This is a genomic window from Ramlibacter tataouinensis, assembly GCF_001580455.1.
GTDB lineage: Bacteria > Pseudomonadota > Gammaproteobacteria > Burkholderiales > Burkholderiaceae_C > Ramlibacter > Ramlibacter tataouinensis_B.
Genome location: NZ_CP010951.1, coordinates 280,642 through 307,021 on the forward strand (window position 1 = coordinate 280,642; position 26,380 = coordinate 307,021).

25 protein-coding genes and 3 tRNA genes are annotated in these 26,380 nt (G+C 67.1%); 6 read left to right on the plus strand and 22 right to left on the minus strand.

Annotated features, from left to right (window positions below; genetic code table 11):
• Window positions 1-2: 2 nt before the first annotated feature.
• The 12 genes from UC35_RS01375 to UC35_RS01430 form a co-directional block, all read right to left on the minus strand.
• Window positions 3-632 carry a DUF6806 family protein gene (locus tag UC35_RS01375; RefSeq protein ID WP_061495405.1) on the minus strand — a complete coding sequence of 210 codons (630 nt, stop codon included), beginning with the start codon at window positions 630-632 and terminating at the stop codon, window positions 3-5.
• An 85-nt stretch (window positions 633-717) separates the two neighbouring features.
• Window positions 718-809, minus strand: a tRNA-Leu gene (locus UC35_RS01380).
• 131 nt (window positions 810-940) lie between these two features.
• A complete protein-coding gene (locus UC35_RS01385; protein WP_061495410.1) occupies window positions 941-1,927 on the minus strand; it encodes a Bug family tripartite tricarboxylate transporter substrate binding protein in 987 nt (328 codons plus the stop codon).
• A 26-nt stretch (window positions 1,928-1,953) separates the two neighbouring features.
• Window positions 1,954-2,931 carry an acyl-CoA dehydrogenase family protein gene (locus tag UC35_RS01390; RefSeq protein WP_061495419.1) on the minus strand — a complete coding sequence of 326 codons (978 nt, stop codon included), beginning with the start codon at window positions 2,929-2,931 and terminating at the stop codon, window positions 1,954-1,956.
• 12 nt (window positions 2,932-2,943) lie between these two features.
• Window positions 2,944-4,101: an acyl-CoA dehydrogenase family protein gene (locus tag UC35_RS01395; RefSeq protein ID WP_061495422.1), complete on the minus strand. Its 1,158-nt coding sequence runs from the start codon at window positions 4,099-4,101 to the stop codon at window positions 2,944-2,946.
• 8 nt (window positions 4,102-4,109) lie between these two features.
• Window positions 4,110-4,886 (minus strand): SDR family NAD(P)-dependent oxidoreductase, encoded by a 777-nt coding sequence (locus UC35_RS01400; RefSeq protein WP_061495425.1) that lies wholly within the window; start codon window positions 4,884-4,886, stop codon window positions 4,110-4,112.
• Between the two features lie 16 nt (window positions 4,887-4,902).
• On the minus strand, window positions 4,903-6,060 hold the full coding sequence (locus UC35_RS01405) for a thiolase (RefSeq protein ID WP_061495428.1): 1,158 nt from the start codon (window positions 6,058-6,060) through the stop codon (window positions 4,903-4,905).
• Window positions 6,057-6,374: an OB-fold domain-containing protein gene (locus UC35_RS01410; protein WP_061503624.1), complete on the minus strand. Its 318-nt coding sequence runs from the start codon at window positions 6,372-6,374 to the stop codon at window positions 6,057-6,059. The genes UC35_RS01405 and UC35_RS01410 overlap by 4 nt, the downstream gene beginning before the upstream one ends.
• Window positions 6,375-6,436: 62 nt before the next feature.
• Complete coding sequence (locus UC35_RS01415; RefSeq protein WP_061495431.1) at window positions 6,437-7,234, minus strand: enoyl-CoA hydratase/isomerase family protein; 798 nt, start codon at window positions 7,232-7,234, stop codon at window positions 6,437-6,439.
• A gap of 10 nt (window positions 7,235-7,244) precedes the next feature.
• Window positions 7,245-7,715, minus strand: coding sequence for a MaoC family dehydratase (locus UC35_RS01420; protein WP_061495434.1), 471 nt, complete (start codon window positions 7,713-7,715; stop codon window positions 7,245-7,247).
• Window positions 7,715-8,686, minus strand: coding sequence for a Bug family tripartite tricarboxylate transporter substrate binding protein (locus UC35_RS01425; RefSeq protein ID WP_061503625.1), 972 nt, complete (start codon window positions 8,684-8,686; stop codon window positions 7,715-7,717). Before UC35_RS01425 ends, UC35_RS01420 begins: the two co-directional genes overlap by 1 nt.
• A gap of 41 nt (window positions 8,687-8,727) precedes the next feature.
• Window positions 8,728-9,963, minus strand: a complete 1,236-nt coding sequence (locus UC35_RS01430) for a CaiB/BaiF CoA transferase family protein (RefSeq protein ID WP_061495437.1) — start codon at window positions 9,961-9,963, stop codon at window positions 8,728-8,730.
• Between the two features lie 237 nt (window positions 9,964-10,200).
• Between UC35_RS01430 and UC35_RS01435 the strand changes: the two genes are divergently transcribed.
• From UC35_RS01435 to UC35_RS01445, 3 genes are all read left to right on the plus strand, one after another.
• Window positions 10,201-10,995, plus strand: a complete 795-nt coding sequence (locus tag UC35_RS01435; RefSeq protein ID WP_061495441.1) for a crotonase/enoyl-CoA hydratase family protein — start codon at window positions 10,201-10,203, stop codon at window positions 10,993-10,995.
• Window positions 10,996-11,065: 70 nt separating this feature from the next.
• Complete coding sequence (locus tag UC35_RS01440) at window positions 11,066-11,965, plus strand: LysR family transcriptional regulator (RefSeq protein ID WP_061495444.1); 900 nt, start codon at window positions 11,066-11,068, stop codon at window positions 11,963-11,965.
• Window positions 11,966-12,057: 92 nt separating this feature from the next.
• The gene (locus UC35_RS01445; RefSeq protein ID WP_061495447.1) at window positions 12,058-13,101 is read left to right on the plus strand and encodes an HAD family hydrolase; all 1,044 of its coding nucleotides are present in this window, start codon (window positions 12,058-12,060) and stop codon (window positions 13,099-13,101) included.
• A gap of 27 nt (window positions 13,102-13,128) precedes the next feature.
• On the opposite strand, the gene UC35_RS01450 is transcribed toward UC35_RS01445, so the two are convergent.
• Entirely contained in the window at window positions 13,129-14,076 is a 948-nt protein-coding gene (locus UC35_RS01450; protein WP_061495450.1) for a transporter, read from the minus strand.
• 157 nt (window positions 14,077-14,233) lie between these two features.
• Here UC35_RS01450 and UC35_RS01455 point away from each other — a divergent pair, with 157 nt between their 5' ends.
• On the plus strand, window positions 14,234-15,022 hold the full coding sequence (locus UC35_RS01455) for a hypothetical protein (RefSeq protein ID WP_061495454.1): 789 nt from the start codon (window positions 14,234-14,236) through the stop codon (window positions 15,020-15,022).
• A gap of 105 nt (window positions 15,023-15,127) precedes the next feature.
• Here UC35_RS01455 and UC35_RS01460 read toward each other — a convergent pair whose 3' ends face one another.
• The 6 genes from UC35_RS01460 to UC35_RS01485 all read right to left on the minus strand — a co-directional run bounded on the left by UC35_RS01460 (window position 15,128) and on the right by UC35_RS01485 (window position 21,281).
• Window positions 15,128-16,858: an ABC transporter substrate-binding protein gene (locus UC35_RS01460; RefSeq protein WP_061495455.1), complete on the minus strand. Its 1,731-nt coding sequence runs from the start codon at window positions 16,856-16,858 to the stop codon at window positions 15,128-15,130.
• A gap of 43 nt (window positions 16,859-16,901) precedes the next feature.
• On the minus strand, window positions 16,902-17,210 hold the full coding sequence (locus tag UC35_RS01465) for a DUF2160 domain-containing protein (RefSeq protein ID WP_061495458.1): 309 nt from the start codon (window positions 17,208-17,210) through the stop codon (window positions 16,902-16,904).
• Between the two features lie 93 nt (window positions 17,211-17,303).
• A complete protein-coding gene (locus tag UC35_RS01470) occupies window positions 17,304-18,095 on the minus strand; it encodes a carbohydrate ABC transporter permease (protein ID WP_061495461.1) in 792 nt (263 codons plus the stop codon).
• A gap of 95 nt (window positions 18,096-18,190) precedes the next feature.
• On the minus strand, window positions 18,191-19,084 hold the full coding sequence (locus tag UC35_RS01475) for a carbohydrate ABC transporter permease (RefSeq protein WP_061495464.1): 894 nt from the start codon (window positions 19,082-19,084) through the stop codon (window positions 18,191-18,193).
• A 13-nt stretch (window positions 19,085-19,097) separates the two neighbouring features.
• Window positions 19,098-20,174 carry an ABC transporter ATP-binding protein gene (locus tag UC35_RS01480; RefSeq protein ID WP_061495467.1) on the minus strand — a complete coding sequence of 359 codons (1,077 nt, stop codon included), beginning with the start codon at window positions 20,172-20,174 and terminating at the stop codon, window positions 19,098-19,100.
• A 27-nt stretch (window positions 20,175-20,201) separates the two neighbouring features.
• Window positions 20,202-21,281, minus strand: a complete 1,080-nt coding sequence (locus UC35_RS01485) for an ABC transporter ATP-binding protein (protein WP_061495471.1) — start codon at window positions 21,279-21,281, stop codon at window positions 20,202-20,204.
• 361 nt (window positions 21,282-21,642) lie between these two features.
• Between UC35_RS01485 and UC35_RS01490 the strand changes: the two genes are divergently transcribed.
• Both UC35_RS01490 and UC35_RS01495 read left to right on the plus strand, forming a co-directional pair.
• The gene (locus tag UC35_RS01490; protein ID WP_061495475.1) at window positions 21,643-22,932 is read left to right on the plus strand and encodes an aromatic ring-hydroxylating dioxygenase subunit alpha; all 1,290 of its coding nucleotides are present in this window, start codon (window positions 21,643-21,645) and stop codon (window positions 22,930-22,932) included.
• Window positions 22,933-22,942: 10 nt separating this feature from the next.
• Complete coding sequence (locus tag UC35_RS01495; RefSeq protein ID WP_061495479.1) at window positions 22,943-23,602, plus strand: aromatic-ring-hydroxylating dioxygenase subunit beta; 660 nt, start codon at window positions 22,943-22,945, stop codon at window positions 23,600-23,602.
• 79 nt (window positions 23,603-23,681) lie between these two features.
• Here the strand turns inward: UC35_RS01495 and UC35_RS01500 are convergent.
• The 3 genes from UC35_RS01500 to lon all read right to left on the minus strand — a co-directional run bounded on the left by UC35_RS01500 (window position 23,682) and on the right by lon (window position 26,364).
• Window positions 23,682-23,755, minus strand: a tRNA-Cys gene (locus tag UC35_RS01500).
• A 43-nt stretch (window positions 23,756-23,798) separates the two neighbouring features.
• A tRNA-Gly gene (locus tag UC35_RS01505) sits at window positions 23,799-23,874 on the minus strand.
• A gap of 54 nt (window positions 23,875-23,928) precedes the next feature.
• The gene (gene lon / locus UC35_RS01510) at window positions 23,929-26,364 is read right to left on the minus strand and encodes an endopeptidase La (protein ID WP_061495483.1); all 2,436 of its coding nucleotides are present in this window, start codon (window positions 26,362-26,364) and stop codon (window positions 23,929-23,931) included.
• Window positions 26,365-26,380: the final 16 nt, after the last annotated feature.

Sequence of the window (26,380 nt, forward strand, 5' to 3'; positions counted from 1 at the left end):
GCTTAGTGCAAGTGCCGTGGCCGGCGTCCGCCGCCGTGGCCGCTGCCGCCGGCGCCTCCGGAGCCGCGCGGCGGCTTGCCCAATTCCAGTGAGTTGACCAGCGCGTCGAAGCGCTGCGAGAACAGTTTGTCGACCTCGCCGACCACGCCGCCCAGTTCGGCGGCGTCGAAGTGGCGCTCCATGAGGTTGATCACGTCCTCCACCAGCAGGTCGCGTTGCACCTGCATGATCGCCGCCGGTGTCGGGCCGACGAACAGCATCACAAAATCGTCGCGCGACTCGGCTTCGGGCGGCTCTTCCTCTTCGTCGAACTCGGCGTCATAGAAGGTCACCTCGATGGCTGCGCCCTGCTCCGACAACTCGTTCAGGCTCATGCACATCTCGTCGAGCGACTGGCGGAAGTCCTCGTCACCCGGCACCGTCCAGCACATGCGCAGCAGGTGCTCGGGCGCGTCAAACTTGATGCCCGGCTCTTCCTCGTACGCGCTCTCCGCGGCGTCGGCCAGCGATTTGGCGCCCGCGTATTTCCAGAGGGGCTTCAGCGCTTCCTGCAACTGAGCGTAGGTCACGTCGGCGCGCAGCGGCACGTCGCCATGCACATGGATCTCGAAGGGGGCGTTGTAGTTGGCCATGGGGCTGTCCGGCTCTGTCAGAGGAGGCGTTCTTGGTATTGTGCTCTTCGCGGGGCGGTTCGGTTCCGGCTGTTCCTCCTGCCAATGGTGCCTCGGGCCGGAATCGAACCGGCACGCTCCGGTTAGGGAAGCGGCGGATTTTAAGTCCGCTGTGTCTACCAATTTCACCACCGAGGCGCCGTGCCTGACGCCAGCAGGCACCTGGGCAATTGTGAGACAAAAACAGAACAGCCCGGCAACGGGGCGTTGACGGGCTGTGTCGCGGATGGGTTGGCCCTGGCCGGGCTGGCCTGCGGGGGAAAGCGGGTCTATTCCTGCTGCACGCCCGTCTTGGCGGCCAGGCGCTTCCATTGGGCGATCTCCTGGGCCTGGAACTGGCGCATTTCCTCGGCGCCGCCGTTCATGGTTTCGGCGCCCAGTTTTTCGTAGAACTCGCGCGTCTCCGGCAGGCGTTCGATCTGCGCCAGCAGCTCCGCCAGCTTCGCGGCTTCCGGGCGCGGCGTCTTGGCCGACACCATCGCGCCGACCCAGACGTAGGCGCCGAAGCCCGGCAGACCGGCTTCACCCATGTGCGGCACGTTCGGCAGCGCCGCCGCGCGGCGGTCGGAGGCGACCGCCAACACGCGCACCTTGCCGCCCTTGATCAGCTCGGTGGAAGCGGTGATGTCGGCGAAGGCCAGGTCCACCGATCCGCCCGCCACCGCCGTCAGCGCGTCGGATGCGCCCTTGTACGGCACGTTGAGGATGTCGACGCCGGCCTTCTCCTTGAGCGCTTCGTTCATCAGCTGGTAGCCGGCGGAGCCGCCGCCGTGGTTCAGCTTGCCCGGCTTCGCCTTGGCCGCGGCGATCAGCTCGCCCAGGGTCTTGTAGGGCGACTGGGGCGGCACCACCACGACGGTGGGCGCCCGCATCATCATGGACAGCGGCGCGAAGTCCGCCTGCGGGTCGTAGGGCAGCTGCTTGAACAGCGCCACGTTCACCGCCAGCGTGGAGTTGCTGCCGACGAACACCGTGTAGCCGTCGGCGGGCGCGGCCAGCACCGCCTTGACGGCGATGAAGCCATTGCCGCCCGGCTTGTTCTCCACCACCACCGGCTGGCCGGTGAGCTCGGTGAGCTTGCGGCCGAAGTAGCGCGCCGAGGTGTCGGTGCCGCTGCCCGGCGGGAAGGGCACGATGAACTTGATGGCCCGGTTGGGAAAGGCCTGCGCCTGGGCCATGGCCGCCGGCAGCAGGGTTGCGCCTGCCACGGCGGTGGCCAGGAGCAGTTTCCAGAGGGTAGTGCGTCGATTCATCATCTCTCCATGTCCTTGATTCGAAATCTTCAGGCGGCGCGAACGAACTCGGCGAGCGTGCCGCTGCTGGCAAGCACCTGCTCGCCGACGATGTGGTTCCAATAGCTCTCCGACCCGTGCGCCGTGCGGCCCTCGTGCAGCCGCCGGGTGAACAGCTGCAGGTCGTATTCCTCGGTGACGCCGATGGCGCCGTGCAGCGCGTGCGCGGTGTTGGCCACGTCCGGCGCGGCCTCGCTGGCGCGGGCCTTGGCCATCGCGGCCGGCAGCAGGCGTGGCACGCGGCCCGGCGCCTGGAACGCGGCTTCGGCGGCGATGCCGGAGGCGGCCACCAGTTCGGCCATGACGGCCAGCTGGTGCTGGATCGCCTGGAACTTGCCCAGCGTGCGGCCGAACTGGCTGCGCTCGTTGCAGTACTGCAGCGTCATCTCGAACACCCGGGTCATGCCGCCGGCGAGCAGCGCCGCCTGCAGGGCCGCGGCGAGCGGCGACAACGCGGCTGCATCGCCCGCCAGGCGCTCGAGCCCGCGGTCATCCGCCCACACCAGCGTCGCGGCCTGGCTGTTCGGGATGCCGGTGGCGATCCGGCGCACCTCGGCGCAGGACAGCAGCACCAGCCGGTCGCCGTCGGCGGCCAGCACGTGCTGCGCGATGGCGCCGAAAGGCACCAGCGGCGCGTGCAGGCTGCCGTCGCTGCGCCGGCGCAGCGCGGGCGCCAGCGTCAGGGGGCCGTCGGGCAAGGCGACGCCGGGTCCGACCAGGGCGCGGGCGCCGATCGCCTGTGCGAGCGGCAGCGGCGCGGCATAGCGGCCGAACTGGGCGACGACCGGGTACAGCTCGGGCAGCGGCAGCCCCGCGCCACCCTCTTCCTCGGGCCGCAGCAGGTCCAGGAAGCCGGCGTCGGAGAGAGCCCGCCACAGCGGCAGCGGATCGCCGCCTTGCTCGATGGCGCGGACCACGGCGGGCGTGCAGCGGTCGCGCAGGATATCTTCGATGGCTTCAGCGAACATGGGTGGGGCTCCTCATCGCAGGCCCAGACCTCGCGCAATCATGCCGCGCAGGATCTCGCGCGTTCCGCCGCGCAGGGAGAAGGTGGGTGCCACCTGGGCCAGGTAGGCGACGGCTTGCAGGAGGTCCGCGTCCGGCGGGTTCGCGGGATCGGCACCCACGGCAGCCTCCACGATGACGGGAATCGATTGCTCGAAGGTGGTGCCGATGTCCTTCACCAGCGCCGCCTCGACCACCGGGCTCTCGCCCTGCACCAGTTTGGTTGTCACGGCGATCGACATGCCGCGCAAGGTGGCCAGGTGCGTGGCCAGGCGGCCGATGGTCTCGGCGTGCCGCGCTGCCTCGGGCGTGCCGCGCAGGCAGGCGATCCAGTGCTCCAGCAGCACGATGCTGGAATAGATGCGCTCGGGGCCGCTGCGCTCGAAGGCCAGTTCGGCGTTCACCTGCGCCCAGCCCGCGCCCTCCTCGCCCACCAGCGCGTCGTCCGGCAGCAGCACGTTGTCGAAAAAAACCTCGTTGAAGTGCGCGTCGCCCGCCAGGTCGCGGATCGGGCGGATCGTGATGCCGGGCAGCTTCAGGTCGACGATGAACTGGGACAACCCCTTCTGCCGATCGGCCGGCTCACCCGAAGTCCGCACCAGCGCGATCATGTAGTGCGAGTGGTGCGCGTTGGTCGTCCAGATCTTGCGGCCGTTCAGGCGCCAGCCGCCCTCGGCGCGCACGGCGCGGCTGCCGACGCTCGCGAGGTCGGATCCGGCGTTGGGCTCGCTCATGCCGATGCAGAAGAAGGCCTCGGCCGCGCAGATCTTCGGCAGGTAGAAGCGGCGCTGTTCCTCGGTGCCGAACTTCAGGATCAAGGGGCCGCTCTGGCGGTCCGCGATCCAGTGGGCGCCCACCGGCGCACCGGCCGCCAGCAGTTCCTCGACCAGCACGAAGCGGGAGAAGGCATCGAGGCTGGCGCCGCCATAGGCCCGGGGCAGGGTCACGCCGACCCAGCCGCGCTGGGCCAGCTTGCGGCTGAAGTCGGCGTCGAAGCCCATCCAGGAGCGCGCGCGCACCTGCGGCGCGGGCGGCGTCCACGAACTGCGCAGGAACTCGCGCACCTCGGCGCGAAAAGCCTGCGCCGCGGCCGGCAACGCGGCGTGGCGGAAGGCGGAGAGCAACTGGCTCATGAACCGCCTCAGACGCCGATCGTGTAGCCGCCGTTGGCGGACAGGTGCTGGCCCGTCACATAGGAGGCCGCCTCGGACAGCAGGAAGCACACGGGCCGCGCCACTTCGCCGGCCTCCGCCCAGCGGGCGAGCGGGATCTGGGCCAGGTAGGTCTCGGCGAACTTCTCGCTGCGGATGGTCTCGGTCATGGGCGTTTCCACCACGCCGAAACCCACGGTGTTGACCCGCACGTTGTACTTCGCCCATTCGCGGGCCGCGCACATCGTGAGGCCCAGCACGCCCGCCTTCGCCGCACCGTAGTTGATCTGGCCGATGGTGCCGCGGCGGCCCGCATCGGAAGAGATGTTGACGATGGAGCCGCCGCTCTTGTCGCCGCCGCGCGAGCGCTGCAGCATGTGGCGGCCGACGGCCTGCAGGAAGTGAAAGGCACCGGTGAGATGCACGTCGATCACCTGCTGCCACTGCTCCAGCGTCATCTTCTCGATCATGGCCGGGCGCGTGATGCCCGCGTTGTTGACCAGGCCGTGGACGGCGCCGAAGCGCGCCACCGCCTGCTCGACCACCGACTGCGCGAACGAACCATCGGCGACGCTGCCGGCCAGGGCCAGCACGCGGTCGGCGCCGGCTTCGGCGGCGAAGGCGTCGATCGCGTCCTTGTTCAGGTCAACCGCGGTGACCGTCCCGCCCAGGTCCAGCACCAGCTGCGCGATCGCGCGGCCGATACCCTGGCCCGCGCCGGTCACGATGACGTTGCGGCCCTGCAGTTCCATCCCTTGTGGATTCATGGTGTGCTTCCTTGGTTCAGAGTGTTTCTTCGGTGCCGAGCACCAGGGTGGCCTGGCTGGAGAGCTCGCCGCCGTTGCCGTGCGCCACCGCGAGCCGCGCATCGCGCACCTGGCGCTCGCCAGCCAGTCCCATCAGCTGCTGGGTCGCTTCCACCATGGTGAACAGGCCGTACATGCCGGGGTGCACGCAGGACAGGCCGCCGCCGTTGGTGTTGACGGGCAGGTCGCCGCCCGGGGCGATGCGCCCGCCCTGCACGAAGGCGCCGCCCTCGCCCTTGCGGCAGAAACCCAGGTCTTCCAGGAACAGGATGGTGTTGATGGTGAAGGCGTCGTAGAGCTCGACGAGGTCGATGTCCGCCGGCTTCACGCCCGCCTGCGCGAAGGCGCGGGCGCCCGATTGCGCGGCGGCAGTGACCGTGAGGTCCGGCATGGAGGTGATGTCGCGGTGATCCGTGGCCGCGGCTGCGCCCAGCAGGTAGACCGGCTTGCGCGCCAGGTCCCTGGCCCGCTCGGCGCTCACCATCACCACGGCGGCCGCGCCGTCGGTGACCAGGCAGCAGTCGCGCACGCTCAAGGGGTCCGCCACCATGCGGGCCTTGAGGTAGTCCTCCATCGTGAGCGGATCACGCATGAAGGCTTCCGGGTTCAGCTGCGCCCAGCGGCGCGCCGCCAGCGCGACCTCGCCCAGCTGCTCGCGCTTCAGGCCGTACTGGTGCATGTAGCGCGAGGTGGCCAGCGCGTAGGCGCCGGCCGGTCGCAGCAGCTTGTACGGCGCCTCGTAGGCCGGCGGGCGCATGGCGCTCACCAAACCGCCGGCGGCCGTGCGCTGGTTGCTGCCGTAGGCGATCAAGGCCACGTCGCATTGCCCGGCCTCGATCGCCAGCGCCGCCCACATGGCATGGGTCAGGAAGGCGGAGCCGCCGGTGCGGTTGTTCTCGGTGATGCGCGGCTGGATGCCCAGGTACTCGGCAAAAGTGATGCCCGAGAGGAAGTCGTCGGGCAGGCCGATGAACAGGCCATCGACATCGCCCGGTGTGAGCCCCACCTGCGCCAGCGCACGCACGCTGGCGGACACGGCCAGATCCATGGAGCCCAGGCCTGCGGCTTCGCCGATGCCGTAGGTGGACGCCGCGACGATGGCCGACTTGCCGCGGGGGAAGCGGTCCTGCGTCATGATCCCTCCGCGGCGTCGAACACGACGAGAGGCTTGTCGTCCTGCGTGCCGATGCGTGCACGCACGCGCATGCCGATGCGCACCGCCTCGGGCGGCATGTTCTCCACGCGGCTCATCATGCGCGGGCCTTCGTCCAGGTCCACCAGCACCACGTTGTAGGGCTGTTGCGGCGGCTTGGGCCGCACCACCGTCGTGGCGTGCACGGTGCCGAATCCGCTGGCCGGCACCCACTCCAGGTCGCGCGCACCGGTGACCGGCTCGGCCACGCGCGGATAGAACACGAAGCGGCCGCTGCTGCGCGAGCGCTGCAGCATGAAGCGGCCCTGCGCCAGGTGCGCGAAGTAGTCCTGCTCGGGGCGGACCTCGGGAATGTTGCTCACTTCTGGATCTCCGGCCACTGGTACACGGGGGCCTCCTTGGCCAGGAAACGGCGCACCGCCTCCTGGTGGAACTCGCTTTCGCGGCACATGGCCTGGGCCGCCGCCTCCTGGGCGTACACGCTGCGCCGCTCGGACTCGAAGGCGTGGTTCATCACGCCCTTGGCCAGGCCCAGCGCCTCGGTGGGCGCGTGCTGGAAGCGCGCGGCGAAGGCAATCGCCTCCTGCACGACATCGCCCTGGCTGAGCTGCTGGACCAGGCCCAGCGCCAGCGCCTCGCTCGCGTCGACTACGCGTGCGCTGAACACCAGCTCCTTGGCGCGCGCCAGGCCGATCGCCCGCGGCAGCAGGTACATCAGGCCCATGTCGGGCACGTAGCCGATGCGCGCGAACACAGCGCAGAACTTGGCGCGCGGCGAGGCGATCACGAAGTCGGCGGCCAGCGCCAGCGACATCCCGGCGCCGAAGGCCGTGCCGTCCACGGCGGCGACCACCGGCTTTTCCAGGTCGACCAGCTCGTCGAACCAGCGATGGATCTTGCGGATGCGCTCGCGGCCCTCGAAGATGTCGCGCGGACCTTCAAGCGCCTGGGCCATGCCTTTCACGTCGCCGCCGGAGCAGAAATGGCCGCCGGCGCCGGTGATCACCACGGCGCGCACCGAAGGGTCGTCGCGCAGCTGCGGGATCGCGTCGGCGAAGGCCTGGCGCAGCTCGAGGTCCAGCGCGTTGCGCTGCTCGGGCCGGTTCAGGGTCAGCACGGCGGTGCTGCCGTGGCGCTGGAGTTGCAGGACGGTCATCGACGGCCTCCTAGTAGCGCACCTGCATCAGCCAGTCGGCGACCATCGCAGGGCGCTCTGCGCCCTCGGCCTGGATGCTGACCTTCCAGTGGCAGCGCACCTCGTTCTCGCGGATGTCCTCGACCCGCGCGAGCTGGAAGCTGCCCACCAGCCGGGAGCCACAGGGCACCGGGCTGGTGAAGCGCACCTTGTCGAAGCCGTAGTTCAGCGCCATCTTGCGGTTGGGGAAGGCGAAGCAGCGGTGGTACCAGCCGGTGACCAGCGACAGCGTCAGCAGGCCGTGCGCGATGGTGGTCTTGAACGGCGACTCGGCGGCGGCGCGCGCCGGGTCCGTATGGATCCACTGCCGGTCGCGCGTCACATCCGCGAAGGTGTCGATGGTGGCCTGGTCGACCACGATCGGGTCGCCGTTGACCGCGGGCTGGCCGACGAAGGCCTTGAGCGCCGCGATCGAGTCGAAGCTCTTGTGCGCGTCGGCCATCAGTCCGCCTTCACGCCCAGCTGCTTCACCAGCGGATTCCACTTGGCGCGCTCCTGGCTGATGAAGGCGCCGAAGTCCTGTGGCGAGCCGGGCATGGGCTGGGCGCCGATGCCGCGCAGCTTCTCCACCAGCTCGGGATTCTTCAGCGCGTCGTTGATGGCGCGGTTCAGGGTGGTGACCGCCGCCTCGGGCGTGCGCGCCGGGGCCATCACGCCGAACCAGGCGCTCGCCTCGGCGCCGGCGAAGCCCGTTTCCTTCAGCGTGGGCACATTGGGCAGCGCCGGGAAGCGCACGTTGTCCAGGATCGCCAGCGGCACGATCTTGCCGGCCTTGGCCTGCTGCATGGACGAGGGCAGCGCGTCGAACATGATGTCGATCTGGCGGCCCATGAGGTTGGTGATGGCCGGCGCGCTGCCGGTGAAGGGCACGTGCATCACCTTGATGCCCATCAGGTTGGCGGCGTATTCGCCGGCCAGGTGCGTGATGTTGCCGGCGCTGGCGGAACCCATGCTCAGGGGCGCGGGGCTCTTCTTGGCGAAGGCGATGAAGGAGCTGACGTCGGTCGGACCCAGCCCGGGCCGGGTCACCAGCAGCAGCGGCGACTTGCCCATGCCCGCCACCGGCACGAAGGCCTTCTCCGGGTCGTAGGGCATGGTGGCGTACAGGGCCTGGTTGATCACCAGCGGGGCGTTGGAGCCGACGAAGAAGGTGGTGCCGTCCGGCTGCGCGCGAGCGACGGCTTCACCGGCGATCATCCCGGCGGCGCCGGCCTTGTTCTCCACCACGATTGACGTCCCCAGCGTCTTGGCGGCCTCGTTGGCCACCAGGCGCGTGATCTGGTCGGCGGCGCCGCCGGCCGGATAGGGCACGACGAACTTGATCGGCGCCTTCTGCGCCTGCGCGGCGCCGGCGGCGAGCAGCAGGGTAGGCAGGACGAGGGCCGCGACGCGGCGGGAAACGGTGCGCTTCACTTTCACTATGTCTCCTGAGTGTGGGTGTTTCAGATCACGTTTCAGATCACGCCCTTGGCCTGCAGGGCCTCGAGCTCAGATTCGGAAAGGCCCAGGCGGCCCTGCAGGACCTCCTGGTTGTGCTCGCCGAGCAGCGGCGCGGAACGGCCGTAGCTGATCGGGGTCTCGGACAGCCGGATCGGATTGGCGAGGGACGGTGCCTGCACCCCGGCGCCGTGCTCCAGCGACAGCTGCAAGCCGCGGTGGCGCACCTGCGGGTCTTCGAAGACCTGCTTCATGTTGTAGATGGGGCCGCAGGGCACGTTGACGGCCTCCAGCAGCGGCACCCATTCCTCCATGGACTTCGCCAGCATCGCCTCGGCGATCAGCGGGATCAGCTGCTGGCGGTTGCGGTTGCGGTTGGGGCCGGTGGCGTAGAGCGGATCGGTGGCGAGGTGCTCGCAGCCGATCGCCTTGCAGAAGGCCGCGTACTGGCCGTCGTTGCCGACGGCGATGATGATGCTGCCTTCCCGGCAGCGGAACACCTGGTACGGGACCATGTTCGAGTGCGCATTGCCCATGCGCTGCGGGATGCGGCCGGACAGGAGGTAGTTGATCGCCTGGTAGGAGTTGATCGTGACGATGCAGTCCAGCAGCGACATGTCGATGTACTGGCCGCGCCCGCTGACGTTGCGGTGCTCCAGCGCCGCCAGGATGGCGGTGGTCGCGTACATGCCGGTCAGGATGTCGCTGATCGCGATGCCGCTCTTCATCGGCTCGTCCCCGGGCGTGCCCTCGGGCTGTCCGGTGATGCTCATGAGGCCGCCCATGCCCTGGAACACGAAGTCGTAGCCGGGCAGCGGTGCGTAGGGCCCGTCCTGGCCGAAGCCGGTGACGGAGCAGTAGACGATGCGGGGATTGATCTTGGCCAGGTCCTCGTACGCCAGGCCGTAGCGCGCCAAGGTGCCGACCTTGTAGTTCTCCACCACCACATCGGCTTCGCGCGCCAGCCGGCGGATGATCTCCTGGCCTTCCGCCGTCGCCAGGTCCACAGTCACCGAACGCTTGCCGCGGTTGGCGCTGAGGAAGTAGGACGAATCGCGGGTCTCGCGACCCTCGGCATCCTTCAGGAAGGGCGGGCCCCAGGTGCGGGTGTCGTCGCCGACGCGCGGCCGCTCGATCTTGATCACCTCGGCGCCGAGGTCGGCGAGGTTCTGGGTGGCCCACGGCCCCGCGAGGATGCGCGTGAGGTCCAGCACCTTGATGTGGCCCAGTGCCGTCAATTTTCCTGTCGTCATGGGGCGCAGGATAGGAGTGGCAGGAACCCTTCGTCCAATACTTCTTCTCGGAATTCCGATATCTGACGTGTATCGGGCGGCGCTTGACCCATGCCGCCCCATGGCAGTGAAAACAGCTTTCGGTCAACTCATCCGCCCAGAAGCTGGGCGATATCAATCGAGTATCGAGATGCCGATAATTCCTATTGGACTTCGGCAGCCCTGCGCCTTACGCTCGGGCCCCGAAAGGACACCCCTATGGCCGACTTCATCCAATACAGCCAGGACGGGCCGGTGGTCACGCTGACCATGAACGAGCCGGAACGCCGCAACCCCCTCACCGGCAACAGCGCCGTCCCCGACTTCCTGTCGGCGATCGACCGCATCCACACCGACCGCAGCGTGCGAGCGGTCATCCTCACCGGCGCCGGCACGGCCTTCTCCTCCGGCGGCGACATCCGCGACATGCAGCGCCAGTCCTCGGGCGAGGTGCCCGGCATGCAGATCCGCCACGAGTACCGCACCGGCATCCAGCGCCTGCCGCTGGCCCTGTTCAACCTGGAAGTGCCGGTGATCGCCGCCATCAACGGCCCCGCGATCGGCGCCGGCCTCGATCTCGCCTGCATGTGCGACATCCGCATTGCCGCGGAGACCGCGAAATTCGCCGAAAGCTTCGTCAAGCTGGGCATCATTCCCGGCGACGGCGGCGCCTGGCTGCTGCCGCGGCTGATCGGCCTCGCACGCGCCAGCGAGCTGTCGTACACCGGCGAGGTGATCGGCGCCGAGCAGGCCGCTGCCTGGGGGCTGGTGTCGCGCGTGGTGCCGGCGGACCGCCTGCTGGATACGGCCAGGGAGATCGCCCAGCGCATCGCCGCGAATCCCCCGCACGCCGTGCGCCTGACAAAGCGCCTGCTGCGCGAGGCCATGCACACGCGCCTCGACACCCTGCTGGAGATGGCCGCCGCATTCCAGGCGCTGTCGCACCAGACCGAGGACCACCGCGAAGCGGTGGCCGCCTTCCTGGAAAAGCGTGCCCCGGTCTTCAAGGGCTGAGGGCCGCGGCGAGCGGCCGGACCCGGGGGTGGGATATCCTCCCCCGATCCTGGCCCTTGCAGCGTCGCCCATGGACCTTCGCCGGATCCGCCACTTCGTCGTCCTTGCCGAGACCCTGAACTACCGCCGCGCGGCGGAGCGCCTGCACATGGCGCAGCCGCCGCTGACCGTGTCCATCCAGAAGCTCGAGGCGGAACTGGGGACCAGGCTGTTCGAACGCAGTTCCACCGGCGTGGCGCTGACGCCCAGCGGCCGCGCGGTGCTGGCCGAGGCGCGCAAGCTGCTGTTCCACGGCGGGCAGCTGCAGGCCGTCGCGCGCGACGTGGTGGAAGGCACCGGCGGCACCCTGCGCGTCGGTTTCGTGGGCACGACCACCTACGGCATGCTGCAGCGGCTGCTGCCGCAATTCCGGACCGAGTACCCGGGCGTGAACCTGGTGCTGCGGGAATCGACTTCCGTGGCCATCCTCGAACAGCTGGAGGACCATGCGCTGGACGTCGGCCTGGTGCGCACGCCCCTGCTGCGGCCGACCAGGGCGGCGCTGGTGCAGCTGGAACACGACCACTTCGTCGTGGCCCTCCCGCGCGGCCATGAGCTGACGCAGCAGGGCCCCTTGCGGCTGTCGGAGCTCGCGGACGAATCGTTCGTCATGTACAGCGCCACCGCCGCCGCCGGCCTGCGCAGCGCGGCGATGCTGGCCTGCCAGGCGGCCGGCTTCGTCCCCAAGGTCTCGCAGGAGGCGGTCCAGGTGCAGACCCTGCTGGCACTGGTCGAGAGCGGCACCGGCGTGGCTCTGGTGCCGTCCGTGATGCAGCGCTATGCCAGCGACAAGCTGCTGTACCGGCCGCTGGAAGATCTGCCGGTTGCCTCCGAAGTCGGACTGGCGCTGGCCTACCTCAAGGGCAGCGAGATTCCCGCCGCGTCGCGCTTCAGGGATGTCGCGGTGCGCGTCTGCAGCGATCGAAGCTGAGCGGCGTTCGAACCTGAACTCGCGCGGCAGCTCCGCGGTCACCCTGTCAATGGCCCCAAGGGACCATAGACGCTCGACCAGCACAGGAAAGAATGGCGCTCGCCATGCCACCGACCCCCGTCTCAAGCGCTTGGACGCGGCGTGCCTTTGGCATCTGCGCCGGGCTGCTTGCGACTGGCGTTATCGGCCTGGGCGGCTGTGCCAGCTCGCCGGCCTCATCCGGCGCCGATGCCCTCCCCTCCTGGAATGACGGCCCGGCCCGGCAGGCCATCGTGAATTTCGTCAACCAGGTGACGCGCGAAGGCCCCGGCTACGTGCCGCCGGTCGAACGCATCGCCGTGTTCGACAACGATGGCACCCTGTGGAGCGAACAGCCGCTGTACTTCCAGTTCGTCTTCATGCTGGATCAGGTGAAGGCGGCCGCGCCGCAGCACCCCGAGTGGCGCAGCCATCCCGCCTTCCAGGCGATGGCCTCCGGCGACCACGCGGCCTTGGCGGGCAACGAAAAGGCGATGCTCGAATTGGTGCTGGCCGCCAACGCCGGCATGACGGCCGAGGACTACGACAGCCGCATCCGCGCCTGGCTGGCCCAGGCGCGCCATCCCAAGACGGGCCGGCTCTACACCGACATGGTCTACCAGCCGCAACTGGAGCTGCTGGCCTACCTGCGGGCGCACGGCTTCAAGACCTACATTGTCTCGGGCGGCACCGTCGACTTCATGCGGACCTGGAGCGAACGGGTCTACGGCATCCCGCCCGAGCAGGTGGTGGGCTCGTTCATTCCGCTCAGGTACGAACTGAAGGACGGCAAGCCCGCGCTGGTGCGCCAACCCGGCATGGACGTCAACGACGGCCCGACCAAGCCTGTGGGCATCGCCCGCCAGATCGGCCGGCGCCCCATCCTCGCCTTCGGCAACTCGGACGGCGACCTGCAGATGCTGGAGTACACCGCCGCGGGCGCCGGACCGCGCCTGGCCCTGTTGCTGCATCACGACGACGCGGATCGCGAATTCGCCTACGACCGGCAAAGCCATGTCGGCAAGCTCGACAAGGCCTGGGACGAGGCCCTGGCGAAACGCTGGACCGTGGTCAGCATGAAGTCCGACTGGAAGCAGGTCTGGCCGGCCACGAAGTAGCGGCAAGCTCGCCACGCGACCTTGCGCTCAGAACAAGGAAAGATTCAGCGAGGCCTGCACCCCGTTGCCCTTGGGGCGGTTGCGCGCTTCGAACTCCGGCACCCATCGCACGCTGAAGGTGCCGGGCATGTTCCACAACTTGCCGGTCCAGTTGGCGATCGGCCCGAGGCCGATCGAGCGGCCGCGAAAGCCGTCGAGCCGGTCGGCCGTTGCCCCCTTGTCGTCGGTCACCTGCTCGATCCAGCCACCGGCCACGCCGAGCTGCCACGCCGCCGCCACCTTGGTGGTCCACAGCGCATCGAGCCGGAACAGGACGCCGCTGTGATAGTCAGTCGCGTGGTTGGGCGTGTAGAACTCGAAGGCCGCCAGGGCCGAGAACTCCGAGGCCTCGCCGAGCCTGGTGTAGCCCACGCTGGGCATGAAGGTCCAGGTGTTCTGTCCGGCATTGGCCAGCCGGTTGACGTCGTATGCACCCGTCGGGGCGTAGATCGGCAGCGACAAGGAGAAGTGTTCGGTCTTGCTGATGTGATAGCCCGCGGAAATGGGCATGAGGTACAGATCTGACAGTTGCGTCGACGAGTCGCTCGTTCCGATGCCCGCGCGCGGCGTGGTGAGGCTGGCGCGGATGTCGGTGTACTGCAGGGGCAGTCCGATGCCGGAGGCGAAGTTCCAGCGGCCGGGACCCGTGTTCCAGACATACGTCAGGTTCGCCAGGTTATACGAGACGCGCGAGTCCATGCCGGAACTGACCGCGCCGATGAGGGGCACCTGCTTCCCGGCCTTGAGCTCACCGTCGTAGTAGATGCTGGCCAGTGTCACAACGAACCCCGGCTCGGGCGGGACCACCCCGGCGCCCTCGGCGATCTGCTGGCCGGTGATCGGCCGGCCGCCCCCGCCTTCAGTGGCCAGCGCCAACGGGGCGAACGAGAAGGTGAGCAGCAAACTCGTCCAAGCCGAATGCCAAGGAAACGTCATGCAGGGCTCCTCACACCAGAGTTCGCGCCAAGCTAGGCCTGTGCCGGGGGAAGTTCCATGGGACCTTGGTCTCATGGGCAGCTCGTCAGGTGATGCCCCAAGGCCCAATGGCGAGGGCGACTGCCAAGTCCTACATTGCGGCCAGCCCCACCGACACATGTCCCGCACGCTTCACCCCATGTTCGTTGCGGCGCTCTTTGCCGCGACCGGCGACGTCCTGCAGGCGCAACCCACGGCGGAGGACATGAATAAGTCCAACAATCCGCTCACGCCCAGCATCGGCCTGAACCTGCAGGACCAGTACGTGGGCCGCAGCTATGGCCTGGACGACAAGGACAGCAATGCGCTGCTGCTGCGCGGGACGGTACCGCACAAGCTGTTCGGCCTTCCGCAGATCCTGCGCGCCACGATGCCGGTGGTCACGACGGCGGACCTCCCGCCCGCAGGCCGCCACACCGGCGCCGGCGACCTCAACCTGTTCGACCTGTTCCTCTTCAAGCAGGGGCACGTCGAGCTGGGCCTGGGACCACAGCTCACCCTCCCCACCGCCAGCCGTGACGAGATGGGGACAGGCAAGTGGCAGGCCGGCCTGGCAGGCGTCGTCATCGCGCCGCAGCCGTGGGGCATGACCGGCGGCCTCGTGACCTGGCAGCATTCGTTCGCGGGCGACGATGACCGTCCGACCACCAACTCGCTGCAGGTGCAGCCCTTCTTCATCTACAACCTGCCGCAGGGCCTTTACCTGCGCAGCACGGCCACGATGAGCTTCAACCTGCGCAATGGCGACTACGCCGTTCCGCTCGGCCTGGGCGCCGGCAAGGTCTGGAAGAGCGGCAACACCACCCTGAACCTGTTCGCCGAGCCGCAGTGGACGGTGGCGCACGAAGGCGACGGGCAGCCGAAGTTCCAGCTGTTCTTCGGCTTGAACCTGCAGTTCCCGCTGTAGCTCGCGGAGGGGGCGGCTGACGCCTGCGTACGATCCGCACCCGCACCCGCACCAAGGAAAAAGCCGCGTGGCCCTGGGGCCACGCGGCTCGAACCTGCTACAGACTCAGCGGACCTTCCCGTCCTTCCACGCCTGCAGCAGCTTTTCGTAGGCGATGGTCTCGCCCTTCGGCTTCTCGTTTGCCAGCTTCGCCCAGGGCGCACCCTTGTCGCTCAGCCACTTGGCGGGGTCGCCCTTGGGATTGAGCTTGGGCGGGCACTTGGCCATGCCGGCGCGCTCCAGGCGGGCCATCACCTGGTCCATCTCGTCGGCCAGCGTGTCCATCGCCGCCTGCGGTGTCTTCTCACCGGTCACGGCCTGTGCCACGTTCTTCCACCACAACTGCGCGAGCTTCGGGTAATCCGGCACGTTGGTGCCGGTGGGCGTCCACGCGACCCGAGCCGGGCTGCGGTAGAACTCGATCAGCCCGCCGTACTTGGCCGCATTCTTGGTGAAGTAGTCATGCTGGATGTCGCTCTCGCGGATGAAGGTCAGGCCGACGATCGACTTCTTGGTCGACACCGTCTTCGAGGTGATGAACTGCGCATACAGCCAGGCGGCCGCCGTCCGGTCTGCGTCATGGTTGGCGAAGAAGGTCCAGGAGCCGACGTCTTGGTAGCCGTTCTGCATGCCCTGCTTCCAGTACGGCCCGTTGGGCCCGGGCGCCATGCGCCACTTGGGCGTCCCGTCGGCATTGACCACAGGCAGGCCGGCCTTGGTCATGTCGGCAGTGAAGGCCGTGTACCAGAAGATCTGCTGCGCGATCTGGCCTTGCGCCGGCACCGGTCCGGCCTCGCCGAAGGTCATGCCGGTGGCCTCCTTGGGCGAGTACTTCTTCATCCAGTCGACATACTTGGTCAGCGCGTACACCGCCGCCGGCGAGTTGGTGGCTCCCCCGCGCGAGACCGATGCGCCCAGCGGCGTGCAGCCGTCGGGCGAGGTGCGGATGCCCCACTCGTCGACCGGCTTGCCGTTCGGGATGCCGATGTCGGCGGTGCCCGCCATCGACAGCCACGCGTCGGTGAAGCGCCAGCCGAGCGACGGGTCCTTCTTGCCGTAGTCCATGTGCCCGTAGATCGGCTTGCCGTCGATCGTCTTGACGTCATTGGTGAAGAAGTCGGCGATGTCCTCGTAGGCGCTCCAGTTCAGCGGCACGCCCAGGTCATAGCCGTACTTGGCCTTGAACTTGTCCTTGAGGTCCTGGCGCGCGAACAGGTCGGCGCGGAACCAGTACAGATTGGCGAACTGCTGGTCCGGCAGCTGGTACAGCTTCTTGTCCGGCGCGGTCGTGAAGCTGGTGCCGATGAAGTCCTTGATGTCGAGGCCCGGATTGGTCCACTCCTTGCCCTTGCCCGCCATGTAATCGGTCAGGTTCATGATCTTGCCGTAGCGGTAGTGCGTGCCGATCAGGTCGCTGTCGGAGATCCAGCCGTCGTAGATCGACTTGCCGGACTGCATCGAGGTCTGCAGCTTTTCGACCACGTCGCCTTCCTGGATCAGGTCGTGCTTGACCCTGATGCCGGTGATCTCCTCGAAGGCCTTGGCCAGCGTCTTCGATTCGTACTCGTGCGTCGTGATCGTCTCGGAGACCACCGAGACCTCCTTCACGCCCTTGGCCTGCAGCTTCCTGGCCGTGTCGATGAACCACTTCATCTCGGCCAGCTGCTGATCCTTGTTCAGCGAGGACGGCTGGAATTCGCTGTCCACCCACTTCCTGGCCGCGGCCTCGTCAGCCCAGGCCTGGCTGCCGACCGCTAGCGCGGCGGCGATTGCAAGCGCGGTGTATTTGATCTTCATATCTTCTCCTTGATGCTCGCTTGGTGGTTGAAATGGAAACGAACTAGCCGCGGCGCATGATCAGCGCCAGGACGGCCATGGACACCACGAAACTGATCCAGATGCTGGGTTCCTGCTCCAGTCCGAACCATGTGGTGAACTTGCCTGCCAACCCAATGAAGGCCAGGTTGATGTAGCCCGCGGTGAGCAGGCCGATGAAAAGCCGGTCGCCCCGGGTGGTGGCGATCGGCAGGAACCCCTTGGTCATCGTGGTGGGAGACTTGAATTCCCACACGGTCATGCCCACCAGCATCAGCACGACGCAGGTGAAGAAGACTGCCACCGGCGTGGTCCAGACCATCCAGTCGAACATGTCAGCCTCCGCCGAGCCGCCTCAAGGAGGCTGAGGCCCCCATGGGGGGCAGTGAGTACACGCAGTGACGAGCGTGGGGGCGCACAATTTCTCCTAGACGCGGCCCATCGCGAAGCCTTTGGCGATGTAGTTGCGAACGAACCAGATCACGATGGCGCCGGGCACGATGGTGAGCACGCCGGCCGCGGCCAGCGTCGCCCAGTCCATGCCGGCGGCCGAGACGGTGCGGGTCATGGTGGCCACGATGGGCTTGGCGTTGACGCTGGTCAGCGTGCGCGCCAGCAGCAGTTCCACCCAGCTGAACATGAAACAGAAGAACGCGGCCACGCCCACGCCGGCCTTGATCAGCGGCAGGAAGATCGTCACGAAGAAGCGCGGGAACGAGTAGCCGTCGATGTAGGCCGTCTCGTCGATCTCGCGCGGAATACCGCTCATGAAGCCTTCAAGGATCCACACGGCCAGCGGCACGTTGAACAACAGGTGCGCCAGCGCCACCGCAATGTGCGTGTCCATCAGCCCCACGGTGGTGTAGAGCTGGAAAAAGGGCAGCAGGAACACCGCCGGCGGCGTCATGCGGTTGGTGAGCAGCCAGAAGAACACATGCTTGTCGCCCAGGAAGCTGTAGCGCGAGAACGCATAGGCCGCGGGCAGGGCCACCGTGAGCGAGATCACGGTATTGATCGCCACGTAGATCAGGCTGTTGATGTAGCCGGAGTACCAGGACGCATCGGTGAAGATGTTCCTGTAGTTCTGCCAGGTGAACTCCTGCGGGATCATCGAGAAACTGGAAAGGATCTCGTTGTTGGTCTTGAAGCTCATGTTGACCATCCAGTAGATGGGCAGGAGCGCCAGCACGATGTAGACGACGAGGAACAGCGATCTCACCCGGAACCGCGGCGCGGCGCCGGAACCTGGCTGGCGTGCAGCCCGCGGCGGGGCCGAGGAAGCCGGCGCATGGGCATCGAAAGCGGTGCGCGCGTTCACGGCGCCGGCTCCTTCCGCTCCTGTGTGCCGACACGCTGCATCCAGTTGTAGAGGATGAAGCACAGAAGCAGGATGATGAGGAAGTAGATCAGCGAGAAGGCGGCGGCCGGCCCCAGGTCGAACTGGCCCACCGCTTTCTGCGTGAGGAACTGCGAGAGGAATGTCGTGGCGTTGCCCGGGCCGCCGCCGGTGAGGACGAAGGGCTCCGTATAGATCATGAAGCTGTCCATGAAGCGCAGCAGCACCGCGATCATCAGCACCCCGCGCAGCTTCGGCAGCTGGATGTAGCGGAACACGGCCAGCCTGCTGGCGCCGTCGATGCGGGCCGCCTGGTAGTAGGCGTCGGGAATCGAGCGCAGGCCGGCAAAGCAGAGCAAGGCGACCAGCGGGGTCCAGTGCCACACGTCCATCGCCAGCACGGTGAGCCAGGCGTCGCGGGCGTTGCCCGTGTAGCTGTAGTCGATACCCAGCCATTCCAGCACCGCGCCCAGGAGGCCGATGTCGGCCCGCCCGTAGATCTGCCAGATGGTGCCCACCACGTTCCACGGAATCAGCAGCGGCAAGGCCACCAGCACCAGCACCAGCGAGGCTTTCCAGCCGTGGGCAGGCATGGACAGGGCCAGCAGGATGCCGAGCGGGATTTGCACGACGAGCACGGCCAGCGAGAACGTCAGCTGGCGCAACAGCGCACCATGCAGGTCTTCGTCACGCATCACCGAGGCGAACCATTCGGTGCCGACGAACACACGCCGCTCAGGCGAGATGATGTCCTGCACCGAGTAGTTGACCACGGTCATCAAGGGCAGGATGGCGGAGAACGCCACGCACAGAAGCACCGGAAGTACCAGCAGCCAGGCCTTCTGGTTCACCGGTTTGGTGAACGTGCTCATGAAGCGGGCCCGCTCATTGCACGAGCTCCTCGTTCTTGTAGAAGCAGGTGTGCTCGCCGAGCATCTGCAGCCAGACGGTGTCGCCCGCCTGCGGCTTCTGCGAGTCGGGTGCGAGCCGGGCCTTGACCGGCTGGCCCGCGATGGCGGCGGTGAGAATCAGGTAGGTGCCGATGTCCTGCAACTGCGTGACCTGGGCCGGGAGGGCGCCGGGGGTCGCGGGCTGCGTGACCTTTACATACTCGGGGCGCAGGCCCAGCTTGATGTCCCCCTCCGGCAGCGTCCGCGTTGCGGGCACCGACAGCGAGGTGCCCGCGATGCGAAGTTCACCTGCGGTGGCCTGCGCCGGCAGGAAGTTCATGCCGGGCGAGCCGATGAAGTGCCCGACGAAGGTGTGCTGCGGCCGCTCGAAGAGCGCATCCGCACTGCCCATCTGCACCGCCCGGCCGCGCGTCATCACCACCACCTGCTCGGCGAAGGTGAGCGCCTCGACCTGGTCGTGCGTGACGTAGATCAGCGTCAGCTTGAGCTCGTGATGGATCTGCTTGAGCTTGCGGCGCAGCTGCCACTTCAGGTGCGGATCGATCACCGTCAGCGGCTCGTCGAACAGCACCGCCGACACGTCGGACCGCACCAGGCCGCGGCCCAGCGATATCTTCTGCTTGGCGTCGGCGGCGAGCCCGGCGGCGCGCTGGTTCAACTGGCCGGACAGCTCCAGCATCTCGGCGATTTCGCCCACGCGCTTGGCGATCTGCTGCGGCGGCAACTTGCGATTGCGCAAGGGAAAGGCCAGGTTCTCGGCCACGGTCATGGTGTCGTAAATCACCGGGAACTGGAACACCTGGGCGATGTTGCGCTCCTGCGGGCTGGCGCGCGTGACGTCCTGGCCGTCGAACTTCACGTGGCCCTGCGAAGGCTCCACCAGGCCCGAGATGATGTTGAGCATGGTGGTCTTGCCGCAGCCCGAGGGGCCGAGTAGCGCATAGGCGCCGCCATCGCTGAACGACATCTTCAAAGGCAGCAGCGCCCAGTCGCTGTCGTCCTGCGGATTGGCCTTGTAGGTGTGGGCCAGGTCGAGGTCGATTCGGGCCATGGTTTCAGCCTTCGCGGCGCAGCGGGTTCATGAAGTCTTCGCCCCACTTCCATCTGGCGCCACCAGCAGCGCGCCGGCCGAATCGAATACATAGACCTGTTCCGGATGAAGGTACAGCGTGATCGAAGCGCCCAGGGCGAAGTAGTGCACGCCGGTCAGTTGCGCCACCACTTCACCCACGGCCGTCTCCACGTGCACGAAGGTGTCGGAGCCGGAAATCTCGGCCAGTTCCACCGTGCCCGGCAGGGCCACATCGCCGTCGTGCCGTTCCACCCGCAAGGAACCGGCGCGCACCCCGATGGTCAGGGACTTGGACGCGGCGGCCGGCAGCGGGATCGACAGCGCGGGCCCGGAGAGCAGCTTCACCCCCAGGCTGGCGGCCTCGGCGGAAATCAGGTTCATCGGCGGGTCGCTGAAGGCGCGCGCCACGCGCAGCGACCGGGGTGCATGGAACACCTGCGCCGTGGGCCCGTATTGCAGCAGTTCACCGGCATCGAGCACCGCGGTATAGCCGCCCAGCAGCAAGGCCTCGCCCGGCTCGGTGGTGGCATAGATCACGGTGGAATCGCCGGCCGCAAAGAGCAGGCTCAGTTCGTCGCGGAGTTCTTCTCGCAGCTTGTAGTCCAGGTTGACCAGCGGCTCGTCCAGCAGCATCAGCGGCGCCTGCTTGGCCAGTGCACGGGCCAGCGCCACCCGCTGCTGCTGCCCGCCCGAGAGCTCCGCGGGCAGCCGGTCCAGGACCGATTCGATGTGCAGGCGCTGCGCCAGCTCGCGCACACGCTGTTCGATGTTGCTCTCGCCGCGCAGCTTCATCGGTGAGGCGATGTTGTCCGCCACCTTGAGCGAGGGGTAGTTGATGAATTGCTGGTAGACCATGGCCACGTTGCGCTCGCGCACCGGCATGCCGGTCACGTCGCGGCCGTCCACCTGCACCCGGCCGCGGCTGGGTGCGTCCAGCCCCGCCATGATTCGCATCAGGCTGGTCTTGCCGGCCTGCGTGGCACCGAGCAGCACGGTGACCGCGCGGGACCGGGGCGCCAAGCTCATTTCATAGAGCCAGTCCTCGGCGCCAACCTTCTTGCTGATTCCATCCAAGGCCAGCTGCATCACGCAACCTTTCCCGTTTGGCTTTCCTTGTTCGCCATCCAGCCCGTGCTTCGAGTGGAGTGCACCCACCAGGCCTGCCTGCTCGCCGATTAGACGAGAACCTGTGCGGCACCAACATAGTTTGAAACTCTCGTCACCGCTGTAACGTTCACTCCACGGATGAGGGCTCACCCGATCCCGGTGTCTCCATGGCGACAGGGATCGGCATGTCGGTGCATCCCCGAGCGGAACACCGCACGGACCGGGAGCCAGGCGGCGCCGGGGTGGGCTTCCCAGCTCTTCCAGTCAGGCCTACAGCCCGCGAAGTGCCAGAATCTGAACGGCCCTGTCTGAACGACGCTGCCCAACTCGAGGAACTCCGATGAACCTCACTCCCCTCGTCGAGCCTGATCGCGTTCACAAGAGTGTCTATACGAATCCCGCCATCTTCGATGTCGAGATGGAGAAGATCTGGGAGAAGGTCTGGGTCTACTGCGGCCATGAATCGCAAGTCCCTGCGCCGGGCGACTACCACGCGGTCACCATCGGCCGCCAGCCGATGATCATGGTGCGCCAGGCCGATGGCAGCGTCGGGGTGCTGTACAACCGCTGTCCGCACCGTGGTGTGCAGCTGGTTGGCAACCTCAAGGGTCATGCCGGCAACAGCTTCGTGTGCTCGTACCACGCATGGAGCTTCTTCCTCGACGGCAGCGTGCGCGCGATACCGCTCGCCAAAGGCTACGAGGGAACGCGCATGACGAAAGAAAATCCGGACTGCAACGTCAAGCGCGCGGCCCGGGTCGACAGCTACCGCGGCTTCGTGTTCGCCAGCCTCGCCCATGACGGGCCGTCGCTGAGCGAGTTCCTCGGCGAAGCGCGCGTCGCGTTCGACGACATGTGCGATCGCTCGCCGGTCGGCGAAGTCGAGGTCGTGCCCATCTGCCACCGCGTGGTGCAGCACTCGAACTGGAAGTTCTTCATGGAGAACCAGCTCGATGCCTTGCACCCGTCGGTGACGCACCAATCGACCGGGATTGCCGCGGGTCGTGTCGAGAAGCGTTTGAAGGCCGAACGCGGCGCGGCGCCGCTTTACTACCACTACCTGTCCGCCTTCGCCTCCAGCTTCGAGCTGTGGGATAGCGTGCAGACGATCAACTTCCCGCGCGGCCACGGCATCCTCAAGGCCTACATGGGGCTGCGCCCGCAGGACCCGGACACGCTGGAGTACGAAGCGCTGCTCAAGCAAGCGTATGGCGAGCAGAAGACGGAGGAGTATCTCTCGCGCAGCATCCACCACGTGCTCGTGTACCCCTACCTGTCGGTGCAATCGCCGCTGCAGCAGCTGCGCTGCCTGCGGCCGATTTCGGCCGACAAGACGCTCTCCGAAATCTGGCATTTCCGCCTCAAGGGCGCGCCCGAGGCGATCTACCGGCGCAGCCTCTGGTACTACAACCTCGTGAACTCACCGGCGACCATGATCAATGCCGACGACCTGGAAAACTGGACCAAGGGCCAGTGGGGCCTGGCCTCGAACGGTGGCGACTGGGTGAGCTTTCATCGCTATGCCGGCGACGACCGGGTGGAGAACGGCGTCACCTATTCGAACCACGGCACGTCCGAGGCGGTCATGCGCAACCAATTTCGCGCGTGGACCGAATACGTGAGCGCATGAGGAGGAGGCGATGAGCAAACCGAACAACGCGATCCCGACGGCGGGCCCGGACTTCGAACATTTGCTGGCGCCGGGTGCGATCGCCGCCCCCGATGGCGCACCGGCGGTGGGTGAAGGTCAAGCACCGGCCGCCCCGCCGTCGCGTTCAGCAACCGACGCACGCGCGCGGCCCAGGCCCGGCTTGATGGTCGATGGCGCGCTCCAGCACGAAGTGGAACAATTGCTTTTCCTGCAGGCCGAACTGCTCGATGGCAAGCATTGGCAGGCCTTCATCGACCTGTTCGCCGACGACGGTGTGTACTGGATGCCGGTGACTCCCGAGCAGCACGAATGGGAGGGCTCGCCTTCGATCTTCGCGGAAGACAAGCTGATGATGGAGATCCGCAAGGGCCGGGTCTCGCATCCCAATGCGTGGTCGCAGGCGCCGATGTGGGAGACCAATCACGTGGTCAGCCACGTGGCGATCGAGTCGGCGAGCCCGGCCGGGATCCAGGTCCGTTCGCGCTTCCATATGATGGAGCTTCGGCGCGACGACATCCGCCATTTCGGCGGCAGCTACCGGCACACGCTGGTGCGCGACACGGCGGGCTTGCTGCGCATCAAGCTGCAGCGCGTCGATCTGTTCAACAGCCAGGCACCCTTCGAGTACGTGCTGCAGATCTGGGTATGAAGCCCGGCGGGCTGCTGACGGCCAAAGGCAAGAACGCCCCGACGATGCGGGGCGGCTAGGCAGTGATTCCGGGGAGATCTGGAGGCGCGTACCGGAGTCGAACCGATCTAAACGGATTTGCAATCCGCTGCATAACCGCTTTGCTAACGCGCCGATGAAAAAATGGGAAGCCGCAGCTTCCCATTTTTTACTTAACTGGAGCGGGCAAAGAGTCTCGAACTCTCGACCTCAACCTTGGCAAGGTTGCGCTCTACCAACTGAGCTATGCCCGCGCTTTCAAGCTTTGAATTATAGCGTATTTTCCGGCCCTGTTGAGGTGCGCTCGCTCAGTGCTTCACGCGAACCGGCGTCGCACCGGGCTGCGGCGCGCCATCGGCGATCGGCGCCGGTGCCGGCGCGGCATCTTCCTCGGGCAGCGGCGTGGGCGCGCGTTCCAGCGCGATCTCGAGCACCTTGTCGATCCACTTCACCGGCACGATCTCCAGCCCGCTCTTCACGTTGTCCGGGATCTCCTGAAGGTCCTTCACGTTCTCTTCGGGGATCAGCACGGTCTTGATGCCGCCGCGCAGCGCCGCCAGCAGCTTCTCCTTGAGGCCGCCGATGGTCGTGACCTCGCCGCGCAGCGTGATCTCGCCGGTCATGGCCACATCCGCGCGCACGGGGATGCCGGTGAGCGCTGACACCAATGCCGTGGTCATGGCCGCGCCCGCGCTCGGGCCGTCCTTGGGCGTGGCGCCGTCGGGCACGTGGATGTGGATGTCCTTCTTCTCGAACACCTCATCGCGGATGCCCAGCGCCCGCGAGCGGCTGCGCACCACGGTGCGCGCGGCCTCGACCGATTCCTTCATCACGTCGCCGAGCGAGCCGGTGCGCAGGATGTTGCCCTTGCCGGGCATGAGCGCCGACTCGATGGTGAGCAGGTCGCCGCCGACTTCGGTCCAGGCCAGGCCCACCACCTGGCCGACCTGGTTCTGGTTCTCAGCGCGGCCGTAGTTGAACTTGCGCACGCCCAGGAAGTCGTTGAGGTTGGCCGCGGTCACGACCACCTTGGCCTGCATCTTCTTCAGCTGCAGGCCCTTGACCACCTTGCGGCAGATCTTGGACAGGTCGCGCTCGAGCGAACGCACGCCGGCTTCACGCGTGTAGTAGCGGATGATGTCGCGGATCGCGTCCTCGGCGACCTCGAGCTCATCTTCCTTGACGCCGTTGTTCTTCATCTGCTTGGGCAGCAGGTACTTGATGGCGATGTTGGCCTTCTCGTCCTCGGTATAGCCCGACAGCCGGATCACTTCCATCCGGTCCAGCAGGGCCGGCGGGATGTTCATCGAGTTCGAGGTGGCGACGAACATGACGTCCGACAGGTCGAAATCGACCTCGACATAGTGGTCGGCGAAGGTGTGGTTCTGCTCGGGGTCCAGCACCTCGAGCAGCGCGCTCGACGGGTCGCCGCGAAAGTCCGTGCCCAGCTTGTCGATCTCATCGAGCAGGAACAGCGGGTTGCGAGTGCCGACCTTCGACAGCGACTGCAGCACCTTGCCCGGCAGCGCGCCGATGTAGGTGCGGCGGTGGCCGCGGATCTCGGCTTCATCGCGCATGCCGCCCAGGGCCATCCGCACGTACTTGCGGCCGGTGGCCTTGGCGATCGACTGGCCGAGCGAGGTCTTGCCCACGCCGGGCGGGCCGACCAGGCACAGGATGGGCGCCTTGACCTTGTCGACGCGCTGCTGCACCGCGAGGTATTCGAGGATGCGGTCCTTGACCTTCTCCAGGCCGTGGTGGTCCGAGTTGAGCACATCCTCGGCGTGGCCCAGGTCGTGCTTGATCTTGGTCTTCTTGCTCCACGGCAGGCCGGTGAGCACATCGATGTAGTTGCGCACCACGGTGGCCTCGGCCGACATGGGCGACATGAGCTTGAGCTTCTTGAGCTCGCCATCGGCCTTCTTGCGGGCATCCTTGGGCATGCGCGCAGCCTTGATCTTCTTCTCGATCTCCTCGATGTCGGCGCCTTCTTCGCCTTCGCCGAGCTCCTTCTGGATGGCCTTGACCTGCTCGTTGAGATAGAAGTCGCGCTGGTTCTTTTCCATCTGCCGCTTCACGCGGCCGCGGATCTTCTTGTCGACGTTGAGGATGTCGACCTCGCGCTCGATCTGCTCGAACAGGTTCTCGAGGCGCTGCTTGACATCCGCCAGGTCCAGCACGACCTGCTTGTTGTCGAGCTTGAGCGGGAGGTGGGCGGCGATGGTGTCGGCCAGCCGGCCCGGGTCGTCGATGCTGGAGATGGAGGTGAGGATCTCCGGCGGGATCTTCTTGTTCAGCTTGACGTACTGGTCGAACTGCTGCATGACCGCCCGCCGCAGCGCCTCGATCTCGCTGGAGCGCAGGTCGTCCGCGGAGCCGGGTTCGACCGGCGTCACGGTGGCGACGAAATGCTGGTCACCCTCGTCGATGTGGTTGACGCGGGCGCGCTGCTGCCCTTCCACCAGCACCTTCACGGTGCCGTCGGGCAATTTGAGCATCTGCAGGATGGTGGAGACGCAGCCGACCTCGAACATGTCGGACACCGAGGGCTCGTCCTTGGCGGCAGCCTTCTGCGCCACGAGCATGATGCGCCGCTCGGCCTCCATCGCCGCCTCGAGCGCCTTGATGCTCTTGGGCCGCCCCACGAACAGCGGGATGACCATGTGGGGGAAGACCACGACGTCCCGTAGCGGCAGCAGCGGCAGCTCGATCGGTTCGGCGGGCAGGGGGGGATGTCCGGACATGCGAATCCTCAGGTTC